The sequence below is a fragment of the Methylosoma difficile genome (assembly GCF_054657615.1).
Genome location: NZ_BAAHYJ010000003.1, coordinates 345,081 through 365,849, shown reverse-complemented (window position 1 = coordinate 365,849; position 20,769 = coordinate 345,081). Strand labels below are relative to the sequence as shown.

Annotated in this window: 26 protein-coding genes and 1 tRNA gene; 12 read left to right on the top strand and 15 right to left on the bottom strand. The window is 45.4% G+C overall.

Annotated features, from left to right (window positions below; all coding sequences use genetic code 11):
• The first annotated feature begins 1 nt into the window (after window position 1).
• From ihfA to ACYQ1O_RS11225, 3 genes are all read left to right on the top strand, one after another.
• The gene (gene ihfA, locus ACYQ1O_RS11235) at window positions 2–301 is read left to right on the top strand and encodes an integration host factor subunit alpha (protein ID WP_459991779.1); all 300 of its coding nucleotides are present in this window, start codon (window positions 2–4) and stop codon (window positions 299–301) included.
• Window positions 282–632, top strand: a complete 351-nt coding sequence (locus ACYQ1O_RS11230) for a MerR family transcriptional regulator (RefSeq protein WP_459991778.1) — start codon at window positions 282–284, stop codon at window positions 630–632. Before ihfA ends, ACYQ1O_RS11230 begins: the two co-directional genes overlap by 20 nt.
• A gap of 82 nt (window positions 633–714) precedes the next feature.
• Window positions 715–791, top strand: a tRNA-Pro gene (locus ACYQ1O_RS11225).
• A gap of 152 nt (window positions 792–943) precedes the next feature.
• Here ACYQ1O_RS11225 and ACYQ1O_RS11220 read toward each other — a convergent pair.
• From ACYQ1O_RS11220 to ACYQ1O_RS11165, 12 genes are all read right to left on the bottom strand, one after another.
• Window positions 944–1,105, bottom strand: a complete 162-nt coding sequence (locus ACYQ1O_RS11220) for a hypothetical protein (protein ID WP_459991777.1) — start codon at window positions 1,103–1,105, stop codon at window positions 944–946.
• Window positions 1,102–2,220: a tyrosine-type recombinase/integrase gene (locus tag ACYQ1O_RS11215; protein ID WP_459991776.1), complete on the bottom strand. Its 1,119-nt coding sequence runs from the start codon at window positions 2,218–2,220 to the stop codon at window positions 1,102–1,104. The genes ACYQ1O_RS11220 and ACYQ1O_RS11215 overlap by 4 nt, the downstream gene beginning before the upstream one ends.
• 62 nt (window positions 2,221–2,282) lie before the next feature.
• Window positions 2,283–2,699, bottom strand: coding sequence for a helix-turn-helix domain-containing protein (locus tag ACYQ1O_RS11210; RefSeq protein WP_459991775.1), 417 nt, complete (start codon window positions 2,697–2,699; stop codon window positions 2,283–2,285).
• Window positions 2,700–2,762: 63 nt separating this feature from the next.
• Window positions 2,763–3,053: a helix-turn-helix transcriptional regulator gene (locus ACYQ1O_RS11205; protein ID WP_459991774.1), complete on the bottom strand. Its 291-nt coding sequence runs from the start codon at window positions 3,051–3,053 to the stop codon at window positions 2,763–2,765.
• Window positions 3,054–3,128: 75 nt separating this feature from the next.
• Window positions 3,129–4,034 carry a hypothetical protein gene (locus tag ACYQ1O_RS11200; protein WP_459991773.1) on the bottom strand — a complete coding sequence of 302 codons (906 nt, stop codon included), beginning with the start codon at window positions 4,032–4,034 and terminating at the stop codon, window positions 3,129–3,131.
• A gap of 167 nt (window positions 4,035–4,201) precedes the next feature.
• On the bottom strand, window positions 4,202–5,200 hold the full coding sequence (locus ACYQ1O_RS11195; protein WP_459991772.1) for a virulence RhuM family protein: 999 nt from the start codon (window positions 5,198–5,200) through the stop codon (window positions 4,202–4,204).
• A 91-nt stretch (window positions 5,201–5,291) separates the two neighbouring features.
• On the bottom strand, window positions 5,292–5,687 hold the full coding sequence (locus ACYQ1O_RS11190; RefSeq protein WP_459991771.1) for a type II toxin-antitoxin system VapC family toxin: 396 nt from the start codon (window positions 5,685–5,687) through the stop codon (window positions 5,292–5,294).
• A complete protein-coding gene (locus ACYQ1O_RS11185; protein WP_459991770.1) occupies window positions 5,674–5,943 on the bottom strand; it encodes an AbrB/MazE/SpoVT family DNA-binding domain-containing protein in 270 nt (89 codons plus the stop codon). The genes ACYQ1O_RS11190 and ACYQ1O_RS11185 overlap by 14 nt, the downstream gene beginning before the upstream one ends.
• A gap of 275 nt (window positions 5,944–6,218) precedes the next feature.
• A complete protein-coding gene (locus ACYQ1O_RS11180) occupies window positions 6,219–6,572 on the bottom strand; it encodes a hypothetical protein (RefSeq protein ID WP_459991769.1) in 354 nt (117 codons plus the stop codon).
• Between the two features lie 2 nt (window positions 6,573–6,574).
• Window positions 6,575–6,982: a hypothetical protein gene (locus ACYQ1O_RS11175; protein ID WP_459991768.1), complete on the bottom strand. Its 408-nt coding sequence runs from the start codon at window positions 6,980–6,982 to the stop codon at window positions 6,575–6,577.
• Between the two features lie 11 nt (window positions 6,983–6,993).
• Complete coding sequence (locus tag ACYQ1O_RS11170; RefSeq protein WP_459991767.1) at window positions 6,994–8,382, bottom strand: hypothetical protein; 1,389 nt, start codon at window positions 8,380–8,382, stop codon at window positions 6,994–6,996.
• A 401-nt stretch (window positions 8,383–8,783) separates the two neighbouring features.
• Complete coding sequence (locus ACYQ1O_RS11165) at window positions 8,784–10,103, bottom strand: tyrosine-type recombinase/integrase (protein ID WP_459991766.1); 1,320 nt, start codon at window positions 10,101–10,103, stop codon at window positions 8,784–8,786.
• 559 nt (window positions 10,104–10,662) lie between these two features.
• Between ACYQ1O_RS11165 and ACYQ1O_RS11160 the strand changes: the two genes are divergently transcribed.
• The 8 genes from ACYQ1O_RS11160 to ACYQ1O_RS11125 all read left to right on the top strand — a co-directional run bounded on the left by ACYQ1O_RS11160 (window position 10,663) and on the right by ACYQ1O_RS11125 (window position 17,355).
• Window positions 10,663–11,013, top strand: coding sequence for a glutaredoxin family protein (locus ACYQ1O_RS11160; RefSeq protein WP_459991765.1), 351 nt, complete (start codon window positions 10,663–10,665; stop codon window positions 11,011–11,013).
• A gap of 43 nt (window positions 11,014–11,056) precedes the next feature.
• Window positions 11,057–11,329, top strand: coding sequence for a VF530 family protein (locus tag ACYQ1O_RS11155; protein ID WP_459991764.1), 273 nt, complete (start codon window positions 11,057–11,059; stop codon window positions 11,327–11,329).
• 105 nt (window positions 11,330–11,434) lie between these two features.
• Window positions 11,435–12,787: an adenosylmethionine--8-amino-7-oxononanoate transaminase gene (locus ACYQ1O_RS11150; RefSeq protein ID WP_459991763.1), complete on the top strand. Its 1,353-nt coding sequence runs from the start codon at window positions 11,435–11,437 to the stop codon at window positions 12,785–12,787.
• Window positions 12,788–12,896: 109 nt separating this feature from the next.
• A complete protein-coding gene (dcm, locus tag ACYQ1O_RS11145; RefSeq protein WP_459991762.1) occupies window positions 12,897–14,153 on the top strand; it encodes a DNA (cytosine-5-)-methyltransferase in 1,257 nt (418 codons plus the stop codon).
• A gap of 1 nt (window position 14,154) precedes the next feature.
• Window positions 14,155–14,430 (top strand): hypothetical protein, encoded by a 276-nt coding sequence (locus ACYQ1O_RS11140; RefSeq protein ID WP_459991761.1) that lies wholly within the window; start codon window positions 14,155–14,157, stop codon window positions 14,428–14,430.
• A 31-nt stretch (window positions 14,431–14,461) separates the two neighbouring features.
• Window positions 14,462–15,688: a type II restriction endonuclease gene (locus ACYQ1O_RS11135; RefSeq protein ID WP_459991760.1), complete on the top strand. Its 1,227-nt coding sequence runs from the start codon at window positions 14,462–14,464 to the stop codon at window positions 15,686–15,688.
• A 51-nt stretch (window positions 15,689–15,739) separates the two neighbouring features.
• A complete protein-coding gene (locus tag ACYQ1O_RS11130) occupies window positions 15,740–16,471 on the top strand; it encodes a 16S rRNA (uracil(1498)-N(3))-methyltransferase (protein WP_459991759.1) in 732 nt (243 codons plus the stop codon).
• Window positions 16,468–17,355 (top strand): CPBP family glutamic-type intramembrane protease, encoded by an 888-nt coding sequence (locus ACYQ1O_RS11125; RefSeq protein WP_459991758.1) that lies wholly within the window; start codon window positions 16,468–16,470, stop codon window positions 17,353–17,355. The genes ACYQ1O_RS11130 and ACYQ1O_RS11125 overlap by 4 nt, the downstream gene beginning before the upstream one ends.
• 15 nt (window positions 17,356–17,370) lie before the next feature.
• Here ACYQ1O_RS11125 and yfbR read toward each other — a convergent pair whose 3' ends face one another.
• Window positions 17,371–17,976 (bottom strand): 5'-deoxynucleotidase, encoded by a 606-nt coding sequence (yfbR, locus tag ACYQ1O_RS11120; protein ID WP_459991757.1) that lies wholly within the window; start codon window positions 17,974–17,976, stop codon window positions 17,371–17,373.
• A 73-nt stretch (window positions 17,977–18,049) separates the two neighbouring features.
• Here yfbR and ylqF point away from each other — a divergent pair, with 73 nt between their 5' ends.
• The gene (gene ylqF / locus ACYQ1O_RS11115) at window positions 18,050–18,964 is read left to right on the top strand and encodes a ribosome biogenesis GTPase YlqF (RefSeq protein ID WP_459991756.1); all 915 of its coding nucleotides are present in this window, start codon (window positions 18,050–18,052) and stop codon (window positions 18,962–18,964) included.
• 56 nt (window positions 18,965–19,020) lie between these two features.
• Here the strand turns inward: ylqF and ACYQ1O_RS11110 are convergent, their stop codons facing one another.
• Window positions 19,021–19,395, bottom strand: a complete 375-nt coding sequence (locus ACYQ1O_RS11110) for a PilZ domain-containing protein (RefSeq protein WP_459991755.1) — start codon at window positions 19,393–19,395, stop codon at window positions 19,021–19,023.
• A gap of 278 nt (window positions 19,396–19,673) precedes the next feature.
• On the bottom strand, window positions 19,674–20,765 hold the full coding sequence (locus ACYQ1O_RS11105) for a GNAT family N-acetyltransferase (RefSeq protein ID WP_459991754.1): 1,092 nt from the start codon (window positions 20,763–20,765) through the stop codon (window positions 19,674–19,676).
• Window positions 20,766–20,769 lie beyond the last annotated feature (4 nt).

Below are 20,769 nucleotides of genomic sequence, written 5' to 3'. Positions count from 1 at the left end.
AATGGCATTGACCAAAGCGGATTTCGCTGAAAACTTATTTGATGAATTAGGCTTAAACAAACGCGAAGCCAAAGAAATGGTAGAACTGTTCTTCGAAGAAATCAAAAGCTCTTTAGAACAAGGCCAACAAGTCAAAATATCAGGTTTTGGAAAATTTGAATTACGTGATAAAAACAGCCGTCCAGGCAGAAACCCAAAAACCGGTGAAGAAATTCCCATCACGGCTAGGCGTGTCGTCACGTTCCGGTCAGGTCAAAAACTCAAAGCCCGAGTAGAAAGCTATGCTGGAGCCGAGCAATAACAACGAACTACCCGACATCCCCACCAAACGCTACTTCACCATTGGCGAAGTCAGCGAATTGTGTGATGTCAAACCGCACGTACTGCGTTACTGGGAACAGGAGTTTACCGAACTCAGCCCAGTAAAACGGCGCGGCAACCGCCGTTATTACCAGCGCCACGACGTGCTGGTCATCCGGCAAATCCGTTTTCTTTTGTACGATCAAGGCTATACCATTGGCGGAGCCAAAGCCCACCTGATGCACGGCAACAAAGAAGAAGCAGGTCGCAGCAAACAATTATTGAGCATGATGATTGCCGAACTGGAAGACATCTTGGAACTTCTCAAATAGTTCCCTTAAAGCCCGCCAATTGCTGTATAATGCGCGGCTTTCCTATAAGGCTTGCAATCCTTTTGCACAGCCACTCAAGCATCGGGGCGTAGCGCAGCTTGGTAGCGTACTTGTCTGGGGGACAAGTGGTCGCAGGTTCAAATCCTGTCGTCCCGACCAATTAAATCAATGAGATACAATATCTCATTTTTAGTAAAAATAGAAAAATTCCTTTTTGGGATAACGTTTGGGATAACATTTAAACGATTGCCTCAAATAAGTAGTTTTTTATCTTCGATACACCTCTTCCATAAAGTTTATTGTTAGTGGCCTTAGCGCATACTGGCAAAAACGAAATACGCAATACTTAAAACAGAACCAACTACCTTGAGTACAGAAAGCCGCTGATGGGCTGGTGGAGTGATTACATAGATCAGGCCGCTACTGGCAACATGAGCTTGGCGGGTAAAAAAGCCCTTAAGATAGTCCATCATTGATAACCTCCCGATTGTGAATTGTAGTGAGCCATTGCCTGAACAACCGCCTTGGCAATATCATCCGCGCTTTGGCTGACAACTGAAGGGCGAGGGTTTTTTAACTGCTGCAATATTTCCCCTTGCCGATGCTGTTGTACCTCGCCATAACTATAGAGCGTGGTCAACACCTCCTCATGGCCTAAGTTTTGGCTCCACGATTTAAACTCTTCCGGCGATAGGCAAAGCTGTTGCCCAAGCTTCACCAAAGTATTGCGGAAACTGTGCGGGTTAAAATACGGCAAATCCGCCGCTTCAAACGCTTGCCGAAAAATGGTGCGTATCGGTGAAGCGGTGCGCCAATGTTCCGGCTTAAAACCGGATGCGGTAAAAACCCTATCCTCGCTGTTAATCACATGGGTTTTAGGAAACAACGGATCATCATTACCCCACAGCAATTCTTCTTTCAGATAGCGCACCCAATCACAGACAATTTGTTGGATAGGTTCACCGACAGGAAAGAAAAACGTTGTGAATGTCTTGCTAAACTTGGTATCCACTTCCCTCGCATCCTGAAAGACACTACCGCCCACAATATCAATGTGCTTCAACTTCATGGAGGCAATGGCACTATCTCTTGCCCCCGTTAATAGGGTAAAAGCAATCAAGGCACGGTTACGCCGTTCAATGTCGGATTGGTTGGGCATGGTCTCAATCACATGCTTGATTTGCTCCATCGTCGGTACAGCCGTTACCCGCCGCGCCGTGGCAATACGCACATCCTTTTCAGACAAATTGAAATATTCAGTATCGGTGTAGCTAATGCGGGACTTATACCCCGGCTGCATCGCCAACCATTGAAAAAAGGCTTTCAACTGCCCCAAGGTCGAATACAACGTAGCCTTGCTTAGCTTTTCCCCCGTTTGCAGGTTGTTTTGTTTGGCAAGGTGGCTTTTAAACCCCACCGCCTGCTCAAAATGAAACGCCTTAAAATCACGGTGTTTGGTGTAGATTTCAAAGCGGCTGACCGCCTTGGCAACCGCATCAACGGAACTCTCGTTTTGCCGTTTGGCCTCCTTCAAAAAGATGAAATATTTGCGCTTGATACGCTCGTTTTCTGCATTGTGTTTAATCATGGTTTCAGCTCACTGTGTGAAGTCACTGTTTAGGAGGGGTTTGTCACTCTCGTTTATGTGTTTCAGTGCCTTCGTAAGCTGATGTCCAATTGGTGCTTGATTACCTCCAATTGGGCAAGGTTAAAGAATTTGTTGATGATGCCATTGCAGCTTGGGCAAAGGCCAATTAAACGCCCCATCACGTTATTGATAGGCTCATAATCGACCATATTTTCAGCGGGCAATTGTGGTAACCGACAGCGGACACAATAAATTTCAAAGGCACGACATTGACGTTTTGTAGCTGACTTTTTCGATTGCAGATATTGCCTCAAATCAGCACCTAAAATTAACATCGGCCTTTTGTCGTCATTCGTCGGTAAGCCTTCTTTAACCCATGAGCGCACCGTATTTTTATGGATGGAAAACAGATTGGCGACTTCCTCCACCGTATAATTACGGTGAATTTTTGCCAGATTGGGATTGGGACGCTTAGCCATTATTGTTTACCGTGGCTAGCTTTGGCGTTTTTGGTTTCGATACACAGATCATCATAGGCGGTGCTATAACCCACCACCTTGGCTGTCGATATAGGCTCTTATATCTTCTATTCTCCACGCAGTGGTGCGCGCACCCAATTTTACCGCTTTGGGGAATTTACCGGTTTTAACGCCTTGCCACCATGTTGTTTTTGATACGGGGATAAGTGCCGGAATCGGCGGATTGGCCTTTGGATTGCCTATAATTTGCGGCAATCGTAAAAAACCTGTTTCGGGAAGAGAAGCTAATACTACCATTATTGATCCTTTCCGCACGGTAGCGGATTTGATTAAACAGTGGTCAGTATCGAGCAAATTTAAGGTGCATTTGAAAACAGGGAGCAAAACTTGAATAAATAGCCGATTTGCTCCCTAGTTATTCAACTCATTCTATGAATAAGTCCATTCATCTTGCGGGTCATCATTTACGGCTTCCATTTCCTCTTGGATTGACCTAATAAGGGATAATGCCCTTATCTTGCTTTTTTCATCTGATAAATTACTCAGTAATTGCTCGGCGGCTTTCAAAACTTCTTGGTCATTTTGTAGCAACGCCTTTTCAAGGATAGGGGGATTTTTTGCCTGTACAGAGAAGCGATTGATGCTTTGTTGCGTGACCGTCTTGGCCTTGTTGTCAAATTCTCGTCTGGTGTTAGCTTTGATTTCTGCGTTTCTAAGCGAGTCGTCATCCATTACATAGCGAATTGATTTGGCATCGACATTTGCCCACGCCAACAGTACAACATCCCTGATAGCACTTTTTGATGGGGCTAAGGCAAACGAATAATAAAACTCCTCAAGCAGTTTGTTAATTAACCATCGCCGTACAGGGTCGCCGTGTCCGGTTATGCCTTTGGGCAAATCACGCGGTCTCCATAGTTGCAAATCGGCTAAGCCTTGCCTAAATAATGGATTGTTTGCCACGCCAGGTAAGGGAACATTGAGCGGTAAGATTTTATTGCCTTGACGCGCCCATTTCACCACATCCGTAACGCTTAACGGTGCAAAATGGGGGATTTGTGAATTGTCGAGTTCCGCCAAGGCAAGATAAGCCCGTGCTGCCAAAGCTGAAAACTCTGCGGCAACAAAAGTGGCTGGAAAAAATTGTTGTTTGTGCCAGCGTTTAAATCCGCCACCTTTATGGCATAGCACATGCCAATCGTCAGTTTCTATCTTGGCGTTTTTGGGTTTTGCTTGGAAAGCCTTACACAAAGGCAAGATTTCGTTTAACTTGTCCGGCAAACTAAGGCCTTGCGCGGTTTTGGAATTTTGTATCGCGGTTTTGCAGTTAATCATCGCACTCCTGTTGAGGTGTATAACATCCAAAAAAACCAAATTCATTGCCTATGCCATATAAGATATGACATAGGCAATTAGTTAATGGGACATTATAAGGCCTTAACGGACAATGTGATCCAAATCACACTTTTCTGTTTTAGCCACAACAAGAAAGCACAGAAAGATTATTTTTTAGCCACGATGATTTTCACCGTTTTATCAAAATCGCTTTCAAAAATGACATCTTGCACCACTCTGAACTTATCATATTCTTGATGAGCCAAGCGTTCCGCAATCGTATGGCTAACCTTTCCGGCATCCTGCAAAATCTCATAGCCGTTAAAAGCTAAAAAAGCATCTAGCTTTTCTATCCAATCCGCCATTTTCATAGGAATATTTCTGGAGGCTTGCAGTTCTGCATAATCCAAATACATCACCACAATCCGCTCCAGCTCCTTAATTTCCTTCTCAATCAAGTAGTTTTTGGCAACCGATACGTCACTTTTTAAAATCTTGCCGTTTGGAGCGTTTTTCCATGTTTGCAAGCCCATATTCGGCTGTTCAGCATTGGCGCGGGCGTGAATGATTTCAGCGGCGGTTTTACCCGTGATTGCCCATTCCAACTTGTTTTGCACCGTTTTATAAAAGGTCAGCGTTTGCGGATCATCCTTTGTATAATCCATGCTGCACTCTTTGTAAATATCAGTGATTTTCTGATAAAACCGCCGTTCACTGGCGCGGATTTCCCGAATCCGTTCCAATAGCTCATCAAAATAATCCTTACCGAAACGTTTGCCTTGCTTAAGCCTTTCATCATCCAGCACAAAGCCTTTGATGATAAATTCTTTCAGCGTTGCCGTTGCCCAAATCCTAAATTGCGTGGCGCGGTGGCTGTTGACGCGGTAGCCCACCGCGATAATGGCATCCAGATTGTAAAAATTAGTGTTGTATTTTTTTCCGTCCGTAGCAGTTATTCGGAATTTCCTAATAACTGAAGATTCTTCCAACTCGTTGGTTTTGAAAATATTCTGCAAATGCTCATTGATAGTCGGGACGCTCACATCAAACAGTTCCGCCATCTTCTTTTGACTAAGCCAAAACGATTCTTCCTCATAGATAACATCTATCTTCACCTTGCCGTTAATGTCGGTGTAAAGGAGGATGTCGTTAAATTCTAGTGACATAATTCGTGTTCCCCTGAAGCCATACCTTAAACACGTTGCTTGGCTTGCTCTATTTCGGTTGTCAACAAAGTTACAATAATCCGTTTATTTATTAAGGCTCAACTAACTTTATCTCAACATTTAAACCAACCGCTTTATTAATCAACCTCTTATCAAAGCTGACAAATTCACTAGCAGATGAGCTACAAGCAAGATGTAAAGCATCGGCAAAATCCATTCCTTGTTGATGCCATGCTAACGCGCTAAGCACAGCGGCCTTATGTTCAGTAATGACGTTATGCAATCCCAATAAACCCGACAAAGCATAACCAATACGATCAGACGGAAAACGGTAGCTGAAACGTAACACCCATTCCGTTTCTAAAATAACGGTAGTGGGGATAAAAAGCTGGGCGGATTCAGCAAAAATCCGGTAAGCCTTTTGATATTGGGCTTCATCGTCCTTGGTTAAAAACCGCACTATCACATTGGTGTCAACGGCGATCATCTTGTCCCCATTCAGCGGCAATGCCTTGTTGAATGGCCTCGTCCATTTCTTCAATGGTTTTTGCCTCGCCTTGATAAGCCAAGCAGCCTGCAATTGCGTCAATGGACGTATTTGGCATGATTTTTTTGGGCTTCAATAAAATGCCTTGCGGGGTAGATTCGATTTCCAATTCTTGCCCGATAGCCAAATGGTAAGCATCGCATATCGTTTTTGGAATGGTCACATGCCTTCGGCTAGATAAATGCGTGGTTTTCATGTTTGTTGTCCTTAAAGTATATTTTCAAGCGGCTATTATTATTTCAGTAAAGCTAACGTTTGTTGGGCGTTGTTGACCATTTCATTGACTAATTCAGGTTCGTAATCATAGATAGCTTCATTTTCAAGTTGTAATTTTTGAATGAAGGTCAATCGGTCATAACCTGCCAATTCGGCGGCTTTGCCTAATTGGTTAAGGTTGGTCTAGGTCACCAACTGAGATTGCTCAATAAAGAATCAGAATGACCAGTTTTTTAGTAAATCAGTCTTAATTAGCTATTTTGTATACCATTGATGCTCACGCTCACTGCTATTGAAGCCGTAGTATTTTTTTCTGAATGCATCCATCGCGGCCTCATATTGCGACAAAATTAATGTAACGTCACTTACTTGAGGTACATCGTCCTCATCAAGAAGGTCTAAAAACTCAATAGATTCTTCATCATTCAGTACAGTTCTTACTCTTGTTAGCAGTCGGTTAGTAATCTTGATCTTACTCTTGCTTACAGCAGCATCTGGTTTTTTCTTGGATAAATCCTTAAATTCCAAGTACATGGATTTTAAAAGCTCCACAGTCGTGTTGTAAGCCTGAACTTTATCAGTAGAGGTGTAAGCTTGCTCTTTTTCCATATTTATTCCTTAAATTTTTTAGGCTTTACGGTTCTAATAAGCACCATCCCGTCATCATCCAATGTATCTTCATCTTCGTCGCCTTTTACTCTCCAATACCAATTGCCATAAGACGGCACGATATTATCCGAACGTAGCTTTTCAAAGCACTGAAGGTATTGAGATAGGATAAACACAACATCGCTGTTATGTGGAACGTCATCTTCATCAAACGAGTCGAAATCATCGAAAGGCTTATAAGCTTCTGAAAGATATTCGTTACTTTCACTGATTAATTTGTTTATAAATTTGAGCTTAAATTTATTGACCGCATCGTTTGGGCTTTTCTTTGACAGCAAAGTCATTTCCTCGTAGACGCCTACAAGCTGACCATTAAGTTTTTCAAAGGTCTTAACATCTTCTCTATTCATTTCGTCTCCATTTAGGAAGGGCAATTTCGTCTAAACTCGATGTATTTTTTCTTCAATACATCAATAGGGGTTCGCTGTTTGCTTTCGTACACACTCACCATCAGCTTTAAATCTTCATCGGTAATAGCGATGATGCACTTTCTCTGCGAAGCCCATAAGTCAATAGTATTAGAATACATCGCCTTAGGTAAGGGATTCCTAGTCAGAAATATTCCGAAATTACCAATACCATTTTGTAAATAACGGTTTAGTTGGTTTATGTGGTCGCGCTCAATGTGATGAACATTCTTCATTTCAACAACTAGCTGTCTATTTCCATAATCCGTAAATATTTCATCTAAAAAATCTATGCCTCTGTTGTTATAAAAAATAAGGTCTCTGATATGACGGCCTGATTCCGTTCTGCTTTGAGTTTGTGCAAAATCGAGATGCGGGTAAAACAAAGACGCGAGCAAGTCTGCTGAAATTTCTTCATACTTCATATCCGCATTATCGCCTTTCCCTGTATTCAATTTTAGCAACTCAGTGAGTTTACGTTTCGCCGATAAAACAGGTATCTGACTAAAAAGCGGGTCGTTTTTGCAGTCTTCCGAGCTTCTTACTTTGTACTCGACATATCCCTCAATTACGCCGTAGTTTTCTCTATTAAAATTTAAAACTTTTACGCGATCTTCAGGTTCGTTAGGGTTAAAAATCTCGTCTCTGGGGCAATAGGTCTGAAAATAATCTTCAAAACTAATCCAAGGATTGAATCGTAACCACCTTTTAGGCGTAAAAATTAACGGTTCTTTAGTCGTAGGATTTACAGGAAGGTAAACTTTTTGATTTGTATCTAAAGTGTTGTTTTTATAATTATAAATTGAGTCGAGAATAACGCCTTCCATTGGTATATTGCTTAATTCACATTGCTCAATGGTGTAATCAATCAAGAAGGATTTTAAATAATTACAAGCAATGTCACTGATCCTATCCTTAGCTATTCCCGAAATATAAAGCTGAATAATTTCAAAATGGGTAAATCCGAATTGACTGTATTCTGGAATATCTGTGAAAAGGTCGAGTATTTTCTGAGCTTGAGCTTGACCGATTCGCACACCGTTGCGTGATTTTGATACGCCAAGCCCAACTTCTGGACATTCTGATAAATTTATCAAAATTGAAAGAGCTTGCTCTGACCGTCCCTTTTTTAACAGATAATTCAAATAATTAAACGAGTTTGTTATTACCGTGTGAAGTGCTTGATCTTGTTGTGAAGGTGATTTCCATAGAAGAAATGGATCAACGTACAGGGGAATGTCTTCATCAAAAAACTGTATTGCAAAATCCAAATCAGATTGGCTTTTATAAATCCCATGATGATCTGTCAATCTTGGTCTAATTAAGATAGGTGAGTTACTCATAATTTTGCAGTGTTAGAGTTGCGATATTATTTTTAAGATTGATCTAAAGTTGGGTGAGGCAGATTACATAATAATGCAATCAGTTGGTGATGGAGACGATATTAAAAGGTTAAGGGGAGGATTGGAGTTACGGTTGAATGCAGGGGCGATTATAGTCAATCTAGCGGCCTAAATGTCTTTGTCTCGCCTTAATCCTGACAAAGTAAAAGTTTACAGACTATTTTGCAGTGGATTTGTCAGGCTTTTGTCAGTGCTGGTAACCAGACATGATAAGGCTTACTGGTCATTTGTGACAAACTGGCAAAATAACTATTACCTTTTAATTGGAGCTTGCTTGCCTTTATCAAACCGCTTTCTTGAAGGCCATCATTTGCGCCTCGCTCTTTTGACTGTTGGTCTATTTAACTGTGCTGGCGTAGCATTACCACATTGGTGGCATCCATGTTCACCAACAAATTAAGCTTTTCCCCTAATGCTTGCCATGCTTCCGTTTGCTCTTCTTCCAAGCCTTGGCGTTGATAAATCCGTTTAACTTTGTTTTCTTCGGTATGGTTCAGGCATTTTTCAATCACATCACCTTGAATGCGAACGCCCCGAACGTACAATTTACCCATTAATGTCGCTCCTGTACGCCTTAGGTCATGGGGTGTCCAATTACCATCTGCCAACATCAGGGCTTGGGAGTCTTTGGCGCGATGACTGAGTAGGGCGGTTGTTTGTCGTCCGCGTATTTGTATGGTGATTGATTTCTCGCAGACATGGCTTGAATTGTCCCGATTAGGAAAAATCCATATATCACTTTTAGCGATCTGCTTTAAGAGTTTGAATTGTGCCAGCGCGAAGTCAGATAAGTAAATGGTGTGCGCCTTGCCGTTTTTGCTGTTTTCTTCGGGTATTTTCCAAGTCTTTGCTTCAAAATCAATGTGTGAAAATTGGGCTTTGGATAATTCCCCAATTCTGCAAAGGGTTGATAATGCAATCCAGATGGCGCACTCAGTTGACTTTAATAAATTGGCATCAGGCAACTGTCGCGCTAATGCCCTGATTTCAACCTCGCTTAACGTTCTTTCCCGCTCTGTAGGCGCGGTGGTTAGGCGCACTACGCTAAGGCTTGCTGTTGGGTCAAATTCGATAATGTCTCGGTCAACGGCGAACCGGAACATTTGCCGCATGAGTTTTAGGATATTTCGCGCCGTATGGACGGCATCACGCTGTTTCATGATGTCAACCACTTGCGTAACATGGCCTTTCCTAATGTCCTCGACAAAAAAACTGCCCATTATTGGCAACACATCTTTTTCAAACATGCGGATGATTTCTTTTATATCCTTGCGTTTGAGTAGATCGGTATCATGCCAGCGGGTAAACAAGTCGTTCACAGTAACCCGCGCCTTAAGTTTGGTTAAAGCTTCATGCTCTTCAAGCTGTTGTTGGCGGTTACGTTCTTTCTCTAGCTTTTTCTCAAGGTTTGGGTCAACGCCTGTTTTAAGCAGTTTTTTGTAAGCATCGCGTTCTGCCCGTGCATCCGGCAAATTCTTGGCTTTCAAATCCGCCCATTTTTGTTTGCCTTCAAATCGGTAAGTAAATCTGAACGAAACCCCACCACCTTTTGATACGGGTCGAATCCGCACAAATAAGCCACCGCCATCAGTAACCAATTGTTCCGAGTCGGTGGCCTTTAAATTTCTAAACGCCAGTTCTTTGAGTTTGTTGACAGCCATTAGTAATGTCCTTTAAAAAAGTTATCCCACAGTTTTTGGGATAACTTTTGGGATAACATTTATTTTGTATTTTAGCGTACGGTATTGTACATCGTCGGACACTAATTAAAAATAACTTAATGTAATTAAAGGATATTATTATGACTATTGAATCTGGTTGAATGGTAAAAAACTAATATTTACCATTCTGGGGGACAAGTGGTAGCAGGTTCAAATCCTGTCGTCCCGACCAATTTATCAAACTCCCTTTATCTTTTGATAAATCCATTTTCTGCAATCCTGAAAATCACCTAACGAAGCTGGTTTGTTATATTTTTTTGTCTAATGTTCTGATATGTTCATCGGTAATCGGACGCGCGTCAGAATAATATTACAGCCCATCCTAGCCCATCACATTTCAAAATTCGCTTCATTTAGAACGTAATTTATCTAAATAGAAAGCAAAAGCACCACCTTCCATTTCCCTTGTTGCAAGCTTGTTAACAATTAGGATACATTCCCACCAGAACTTTTACGTTTTATACGCTTAGTTTCCGCTATTACCCACCATTCGGCGAAAATGAAAAATACCACACTGATAGTATTGATGGCTGTTGCGAGTGGAATTTACCAAAACCGTGACAAAATCGACCACTGGCTTAATCCACTACCGCCAATTACTTATGGAAAGGGGCAAAACGAGGTCGTCTTATATTCGACGTCGTGGTGCGGCTATTGCGCCAAGACCCGCGCATATTTCGCAGAAAACCAGATTCCTTACACCGATTTGGATATAGAACAATCCGATATAGCCCATAGCGAATTTAAACGCTTAGGCGGGGTTGGCGTTCCTTTGGTGGTGGTCAATAATGGCAGACCGATCCGTGGTTACGACCCCAAGGCGATCAGACAGGCACTCACCCAACAATAGCTTGGCAAACCGAAGCGCTTTTACTTTTAACTCGGCAACGACTATGAACCCACTATCCGACGACCTCCCCGAAAGCCCAAACAAACAGGCCAACAACCCCTTGCATGGCATCACTTTAGAAACCATCGTCACCGAGCTGGTTGATTATTTCGGTTGGGAAGACTTGGCAGAACGCATTCCCATCCGCTGTTTTAGTGCCGACCCCAGCATCAGCTCAAGCTTAAAGTTTTTACGGAAAACCCCTTGGGCGCGTGAAAAAGTCGAAGGCCTGTACGGTTTCATGCAGCGTGAGATCAAGCGGCGCAAGGATTCATAAGCGCGTCACCGACAACCAAGACTCGCCATGGGGGTCTGTTATAATTGGCGCTTTTCAACCCCCTGCCCGCGCCAACCGCCCGGCTTTCCGCTGCTTGCAACCGCCATGACCAACAACCAAGCCTTTGTCAAAAGAGACCTTTCCGTATTGTGGCATCCCTGCACACAAATGAAAGACCACGAAACCCTGCCGCTCACCCCCATCAAAAAAGGCCAAGGCGTATGGCTGGAAGACTTTGACGGCAACCGCTATCTGGATGCCATCAGCTCGTGGTGGGTCAATCTGTTTGGACACGCCAACCCGCACATCAATGCCGCACTCAAAGACCAGCTCGATCACTTGGAACAGGTAATTTTCGCCGGTTTCAGCCACCAACCCGCCCTTGAGCTTGCCGAACAACTGGTCGCCATCACACCCCAAGGTTTGAACCGCTGTTTCTTTGCCGATAACGGTTCGGCAGCCGTTGAAGTGGCGCTAAAAATGAGTTTCCATTATTGGCTTAACCGTGGACAAACCCAGAAAACCCGATTTATCACGCTGGAAAACAGCTACCACGGCGAAACCTTAGGCGCCTTGGCAGTCGGCAATGTGGCCTTGTACAAACAAACCTACGCGCCCTTGTTGATGGACGTCATCACCGTACCCGGCCCGGACTGCTACTACCGCGAAGCTGGTGAATCGTGGGCGGACTACTCAACACGCCGTTTTGCATTGATGGCGCAAACGCTTGCCGAACAAGCCGATAATGTCTGCGCGGTCATCGTCGAACCCTTGGTGCAATGCGCGGGCGGCATGCGCATGTACGATCCGGTCTATTTAAAACTGTTGCGCGAAGCCTGCGACCAAAACGGCGTACACCTGATTGCCGATGAAATCGCCGTCGGCTTTGGGCGCAGCGGCACACTGTTCGCCTGCGAACAAGCTAACATCAGCCCGGACTTTATGTGCTTATCGAAAGGCCTGACTGGCGGTTACTTGCCCTTGGCAGCGGTCATGACCACCGACGACGTCTACCAAGCTTTCTACGCCGACTACCAAAACTTAACCGCCTTTTTGCATTCGCACAGCTACACCGGCAACCCCATCGCCTGCCGCGCCGGCGTCGCAACGCTGGAAATTTTCCGCCAGCACAACATCATCGAACAAAATAAAACCTTGGCGCAGCAGCTGACTAACATCAGCGCCCGTTTCCACGAACACCCGCACGTTGCCGAAGTCCGGCAAACCGGCCTGATTGTGGCAATCGAACTGGTCAAAAACAAAGCCACGCGCGAACCGTACCCGTGGCAAGAACGCCGGGGCGTAAAAGTCTACCAATACGCGCTCAGCCAAGGCGTATTGCTGCGCCCGCTGGGCAACGTCATCTACTTTATGCCGCCGTATGTCATTACCGAACCGGAACTGCAACTGATGGCGCAAGTGGCATGGGATGGCATCCAACAGGCTTGTCAGGATTAATCGTTGGCGTTAAATAATTTAAACTGGATTGAATAAGAGGAATAGCTAAGCCACTACCAAAAGGGAATAATTCAGGTCATAATGTCCGAAAATATTCCTAGGAAAGAACATGCACCAACCACAATCACTTGCTTTGTTAAGACAAGCCAGAATCCGCTATAGCCAAAGCGAAATAGCAAGTTTTCTTGATGTAGATACACGAACCGTAAGACGCTGGGAAATTGGCGAAAATGAACCGCCGACTTACTTAGCCGATGCTATACGCCAGCGCATACTCCCTTTGATTGATGCGGAACAAAAAAGCAATCATTTGTTTACTTTTATAGACTTATTTGCGGGTATTGGCGGTATTCGTCTTGGCTTTGAAGCCCACGGCGGGCATTGCGTATTCACCAGCGAATGGAACACGTTTTCCCAAAAAACCTATCTGGCGAATTTTCCACAAGACACACAGCATCTTTTTGTTGGCGACATCACCCAAATTGATGAAAACGATGTGCCAAACCATGATGTATTGTTGGCGGGCTTTCCTTGCCAACCGTTCAGTATTGCTGGCGTGTCCAAGAAAAATGCCCTAGGCCGTCCGCATGGCTTTGAATGCGCCACCCAAGGCACCTTGTTTTTTGATGTTGCCCGCATTATCGCCGCCAAACAACCCAAAGCGTTTTTGCTGGAAAATGTCAAAAACCTACTTTCCCACGACAAAGGCAATACGTTTAAAGTCATCCTGCAAACCCTGCGCGACGAATTGGGATACCACGTTTATTACAAAGTCATCGACGGGCAACGCTTTGTGCCGCAACACCGCGAGCGCATCATTCTTCTTGGTTTTCGGGATTTAACCGAATTTTCTTGGGACGACTTAGCCTTACCAACCCAAAGCCCACGTCTTGCCAGCATACTGCATCCGCAAGACGGCAGCGAAGCAGCCGAAGAACCTTACACCATCGGCGAAAAAGCCGTTATTAACCCCAAATACACCTTAACGCCAAAATTATGGGAATACTTGCAAGCCTATGCGGCAAAACATCGGGCGGCGGGGAATGGCTTTGGTTTTGGCTTGGTGACGGGCGATAGCGTGGCGCGTACATTGTCGGCGCGTTACTACAAAGACGGCTCGGAAATTCTGGTATCGCAAGGTGAAGGCAAACGGCCTAGGCGTTTGACGCCTAGGGAATGCGCTAGGTTAATGGGCTTTCCTGATACATTTAAGATTCCGGTTAGCGATACGCAGGCGTACCGCCAATTTGGTAATAGTGTTGTTATGCCTGTTATCCGCGAAGTTGCCAGAATTGTCGTGCCTAAAATTATTGAAAACTTACATCCTATCAACAAACCCTTAAGCAATTACTTTGAGGAGAAATAATATGAACACATCACGCATCCCTGATTTTGCCGATAACAGTTTTGACGGCATGTTAACGTGGTTTTCTGAAATGTCAGTTCGTGGCTTGCTGTTTCATCCGGATGACGAGCCGGAATCTATCGAATTATTTCACACACATGAAAGAATGTTTACAGATGGTGAGTGCAATAAATTAGAAAACATAATTTGCAATATGTTTGAACAGTTTGGCAATGAAGTTTATGAGGCCGCTTACCCAATATTTATGAAGTGCGCGGGTTGGAAGCTAGACGCATAAACATTAATCATTACAAGCAGGGAATAATGAAATGAAAAAAGGGTATCTTTCGCAGTATTTTGATGGCGTTGCCTTAAAGCGGCTTAGCACGGTTGAAGTGGACATAATGACTTCACACCAACATGAATTTAATGGTGTTGAGGGCTTGCGTGAAATACTCGGAGAGCCTGAAGGTAAAGTGAGATATGAAGCCAAATTTTTATATCTCACCGATTACGAAGATGATCCTATTGTCGAAGATGGTTTTCTGACTTGGTACGATGCAAGGCAAAAAGCGCGATTGGAAAGGGGCGTTATGCGTTGGGAATATCGCCTTTATTTCCCAACCAACCAAGTTTCTCAATGTGCGTCTGTTGGTGACTTACTGTTAATTGCAAAACGACCTGACAATACGCTGTTGGCAATAGTAGCAGAGCAAGAAACAACGATTGCAAAGCAAATTATGTGGCTATTTGGGTTTTCTGATGTAAGCCACCCTGGTTTTTCAATTCGTGAAGACTTGGAAACCGAACAGGATAGGATTGAATTTGCCTCTCGATTTATTCTTGAAAGCATTGGCGTTGTCGTAGAAACCAGCGAAGAAACGTGGCTGGATATAATGCTGGAGAAATTCAAAGGCAGTTTTCCCACTACAAAAGATTTTTCAGCGTTTGCACGATCTACTTTAAAAGACATTAACCCACAAGATGGCGCAGATGATGTTCTGATGGCTTGGTTAGAAAGGGAGGAGGTTTTATTCCGCACCCTAGAACGGCATTTTATCGGCGACAGACTAACCCAAGGCTTTGATGGCGATGTGGACGGTTTCATCAGTTTTTCCTTATCGGTACAAAACCGTCGTAAAAGCCGCGTTGGTCTAGCATTGGAAAATCACTTGGAACGAATTTTTGTCGAGTATGGTTTGCGCTATTCCAGAACCGCCGTCACCGAAAACAAAACTAAGCCGGATTTTTTGTTTCCTGGGCATACCGAATACCATAACCCTGAGTTTGATCCGTTTAAACTGACCATGCTAGGCGTAAAATCAACCTGCAAAGACCGTTGGCGGCAGGTGCTGGCAGAAGCCAACCGTATCGAACAAAAGCATCTTTTAACACTGGAAGCGGCAATCAGCGTTAACCAAACTAACGAAATGCAAGCTAAAAATTTACAATTGATTTTGCCAAGCCGACTCCATCCGTCTTATACACAAGAGCAACGTCAATGGCTTATAGATGTCACGTCATTTATCCAACTAGTAAAGCAACGACAGTTATAGTTTTCCAAACATTTCCTATTAAGTGCTGTTCTCTGTACACATAAAACCCACATGCGAACCTCCAGACTCTATGTACCCCTGCCCTTGTCAAACCACCAGCTGATCGAGCTGGACGACGACAGCGCCCACTATATCCGCACGGTGTTGCGCTTAAAAAAGGGCCAAAGCATTTTATTATTCGACGGCAGCGGCAGCGAATACTTGTGCAGCGTTGCCGAAGCCAGCCGCAAAACGGTCTCGGTGCAGGTTAACGAAAGCGTGGCGCGCAGTGTGGAATCGCCGTTGTCCGTCACGCTCGGCTTGGGCATTTCGCGGGGCGACCGCATGGATTGGTCGGTGCAAAAATCGGTGGAATTAGGGGCAAACCGCATCACGCCGTTGTTAACCGAGCGTTGCGTGGTGCAATTTAAAGACGAGAAAAAATCCCAACGTTTGCAGCATTGGCAAAAAATTGCCCAGCACGCTTGCGAGCAAAGCGGCAGGACGGTGTTACCGGCATTTGGCGATATTGAACAGTTGGAAAGCTGGGTAAGCCAGCAACAAGGTTTAAAAGTCTTCCTTGACCCCTACGCGGACACCACCTTAAACGCGCTGACGCCGGTTGGGCAACACGTCACCTTGTTGGCTGGGCCTGAAGGCGGCTTTACCGATGGCGAACGCGAACTTGCCAAAACTGCCGGTTTTATCCCCGTGCGTTTAGGCCAGCGCATCTTGCGCACCGAAACGGCGGCCCTCAGCGCGTTGGCGGCGGTGCAAATGTTGTGGGGAGATTTTGCCCTATGAAGCGTTATGCCGTGGCGCTCATCCCATTGGCGGTTTTGCTGACGGCAACGCTGTTGGCCTGCGTGGTCGGTTATTTCATCCAACTTGCCATTGGCGATACCCTGCCCTTTCGTAAAATCCTCAGCAAAACCACGCAAGTGTTTTTGGTGCTGAGCATTTTTCCATTTTTGGCTTATTTAAAAATGGGCAAAGCCGAGCTGGGGTTTGCGCCCCGCCCCGTGTTTTTTAAGCAACTGTGGCAAGGCTTTGCGTTGGGTTTGCTGACTTTATTGCCGGTATTTGCCGTACTCATCGCGCTGGACGTGCATGTGGTTGATGTGTCGCAACCTTGGACAGCGGCTTGGTTGCTGGAAAAAACCACCGTGTCTTTGCTGTTGGCCTTGCTGATTTCCGTGTTGGAAGAACCGTTGTTCCGTGGCCTGATTTTAATCGGCTTGGCAAGAAAACTACCGCTGGCCGCCGCGCTGGCGATCAGCGCGTTTTATTACGCCGCGCTGCATTTTATCGACAGTAAAACCGAAATTCCGGCTGCCGAGTTCAATTTCTTCAGCGGCTTTAAATTGCTGGGCGAAGCCTTTGCCAATTTGCTCAACCCCGACATCCAATCGGCGTTTTTGGCCTTGTTCATGGTCGGGCTTTTTTTAGGCTTGCTGCGTACGCGCCAAGCCACCAGCCTAGGCTGGTGCATTGGCTGCCACACCGCGTGGGTTTGGCTGATTAAACTCAGCAAAGCCTTATTCAACACCAACCCGCAGGCCGATTATTTTTATCTGGTCAGCAGTTATGACGGCGTGGTGGGCTATTTGGTGATGGTTTGGCTAGCCGGTGCAATGGCGGCTTTCGGCTTATTTCGGCGCGGGCAAACCGTCAAAAAAACCGCGTAGCCGCCGGTGTGGGGTTTAGAAGGTTTTCATCAAACCATCTAAAGTCAGGCTGCAACTGGGCGCGAACGTCTTCATAAAAAACAACACTTCCGGCTGTTGCGATTCGCCAATCACCAAGGCCAACTGCGCGGCGGCAGTGACAAATTCGGAATTACCCGCTTTTAATTCCGCTTGGCATTTGAGATAGGCGGAGATTTTGTCGGCGGCTTTTATCAGCTGCACATGCTCTTCGGGCAATTGCGCATGGCGGATCAGCGGCTCAAAATCTTGGCGCAACTCGGCAGGCAATTGGTTAAGCAATTCCATTTCCGCCTGCTGTTCAATTTGCTTGTAAGCGTTGCTGATGGCTTCGGAGTGGTATTTGATGGGCGTGGGCAAGTCGCCGGTAATGACTTCGGTCACGTCATGGTACAAGGCCGCCGTCGCCACGGCATTGGCATCGACACTGCCGTTGTAATAACGGTTTTTGATTAACGCCAAGGTGTGGGCAATCACTGACACTTCCCAGCTGTGTTCCATGACATTTTCATCGTGGGCGTTACGTTTCAAACCCCAACGCTTAATCCATCTTAAGCGTGACAAATAGGCGTAAAAGCTACTGCTGATTTCATTCTCGTGCATACTATGGGGTGGCTCCTATGGGTAGCTAGGGTTTGCAAACTTCTTTCCAACAATTTTAAGACCATCATACATCATGCTCATTCAGTGGTATCCCGGCCATATGCACAAGGCCAGCAAAGAACTTAAGGCCACCTTGCCGCAAGTCGATTTAATTATTGAGGTGCTGGACGCACGCATTCCTTTCAGCAGCCAAAACCCCATGCTAGCCAGCATTCGCGGCGACAAGCCGTGCATTAAGGTGCTAAGCAAAAGCGACCTTGCCGACCCCAACATGACCCAAATCTGGCAAAGCTATCTGGAACGCGAGCAAGGTGTCAAAACCATAGCCGTGACCATTGAGCAGCCCGACAGGATACGGCAGCTGACCGAGTTGTGCCACAAAATGCTGCCTGACAAAAACCCCGACAAACTCATCAACACCTTAATTATGGGCATCCCCAATGTCGGTAAATCGACGCTGATTAATATTTTGGCAGGCCGCATCATCGCCAAAACTGGCAATGAACCCGCCATTACCAAAATGCAGCAACGCATTGCCATCGACAACAATATTGTCTTGCTGGACACCCCCGGCATGTTGTGGCCTAACGTCGACAACAAAAACAGCGGCTATCGTTTAGCAACCACTGGCGCGATTAAAGACACCGCCATCCAACATGACGACATTGCCTTTTTTGCCGCCGCCTATTTCCTGGAACACTATGCCGATTGTCTGGTCAGTCGTTTCAACCTGCCACACACACCGGCAACCGAGCAAGAACTGTTGTCGCTGATCGGCAAAGCCCGTGGCTGTTTACGCACCGGCGGCGTGATTGACATGGATAAAGTCGCGAAAATTCTGCTTAACGAATTCCGCAGCGGCGCAATCGGCAGGATTACCTTAGAGTCGCCCGAGATGATGGAGCAAGAGTTGGTCGAACTGGCGCTCTTGCGCGAAGAAAAAGAAGCCAAGAAAAAAGCCCGTAAGCAAAAAGGCAGGAAAGGCTAAGCCGCTGCCCCCATTTTTTCGCTTTGCAAGGCTAATGGATAACTCTTATCGAAAACCTAAATATCCGTATCCAACACCACCGAAATGGCATCGACGTCGGGATCAATAAAACTGACACTCACTTCGTCAGGTTCGCCGCCTTGCACAGAGGAAGACAAGGATGTCACGCGGCAACGCAGGCTAAGGGCAAAATCGTCATCGACAAACAAGGCGATTTCACCTTCCTGACGCAATTGTTGTTCGCTGATTTTAGGTTGGCAAGTTCCCAAACAAGCGCCACCTAAGCTGATATTTTCTATCACACCACTGTAATCAACGCCGTTTAAAAGCAGTTGGTATTTCATCACGGTGTCAAAACGACCATTACTGCGCCGCTCGCCGGCAACAAAAAATTTTTTATACGAATCCGTAACTGGAATTGGCTTCATCATCCCCTCGATTTTAATTATTGTTATGGTCTATTACCGAGGCAATATCTGTCATATCGTATATTACCTACAAGAGGGGTATTCTTACAACAAGCCCCAATTTATTCAACAGTTTTTGGATTTAGCAAAGCGATCGTCGTCAATGACCAATTGGTTTATTGAATCTATAAATGAAACGCATACTCCCACATACAGAGAGCGCGGAAAAAAACAGCCAATAGAATCGTTAAGTGAATGTTAGATGACAAGCCAATAAGTTTCCAAATCAGCACAAACAACAGCTAACTGTTTAAATTAGATAAGCAATCACGCGCTATTGAATAGAACAAGCAGCGTTCTTCGCGGTTACGGGCGGAAGCCCAAACCAGACGTTCGTCGCACACCTCCATACCTAGTTTTTGCATGACTGCGAAAGAGGCATGATTTTCTAACTGCGCCCCTGCTTCTATCGCCATAAAATCCATCTTTGCAAACGCTACAGGCATCATTGCGGCTAAGGCTTCACCAACATAGCCAGCACCTTGATAAGCTTCACCTAGCCAATAACTTAAATCCCCTATCCTCTTATCATTTTTGCATCGTGACACGCTTGCCCAGCCAATTACTGCATCATCTATCTGCCGTTGCAGCAACAAATGCCATGCTTGATCCGTCATGTTATCGACATGGGCATTAGCAATTTTATGCGTCATACCTTGTATACCCATTGACTCAGGCCAGGCCGCTAGCCACTCGCTGACGGCTGGGGTAAGTAAATTAGCAAGTGTCGTGGCATCGTCCAGATGGGGTGTACGAAGCAGCAACCGTGCTGTCTTAAGCACGGGGAACGCTTCCTTGGTTGGTAAAATTGCCTGCTGCTTGACCAAAACATCCAACGTCAAATTATCTTGGCGAGGCGTACCAACGCCAGCATCAACCGGATAAGCCATCACTTTTCCGGTCTTTTGATAACCGCGCCGTAGATAAAAATCAAGCAGCTCCGTCCTTGCTGTCAATACCGCCATCACAAAGGCCTTCACTGCCCATTCGCTAGCGGCATGGTTTTCTGCATATGCCAACAGCCGCTTGCCGATACCCGCACACTGACCATCGGGTTTAACCGCCAACATACCAATATGGCAATCCGCCCCCTCTTTTTTAAGATGGACACAAGCGATCAAGACTGCCTGACGATACGCCAACAAAATACGTGAATCGCTTGCCGAGATTAAATCCAGCACTTGCCCTGAAGCAATTCTCTCCCCTGAAACCAAATGGCTTTCATGTGTCCAACTGGCTACCGCTGTTGATGGGCGATAAGCTTGGTTAACCAAGCTGGCAATAGCCTCTGCATCAGAAGCCAAGGCGATTTTGAAGCTGTCTATGGGCATCATTCAG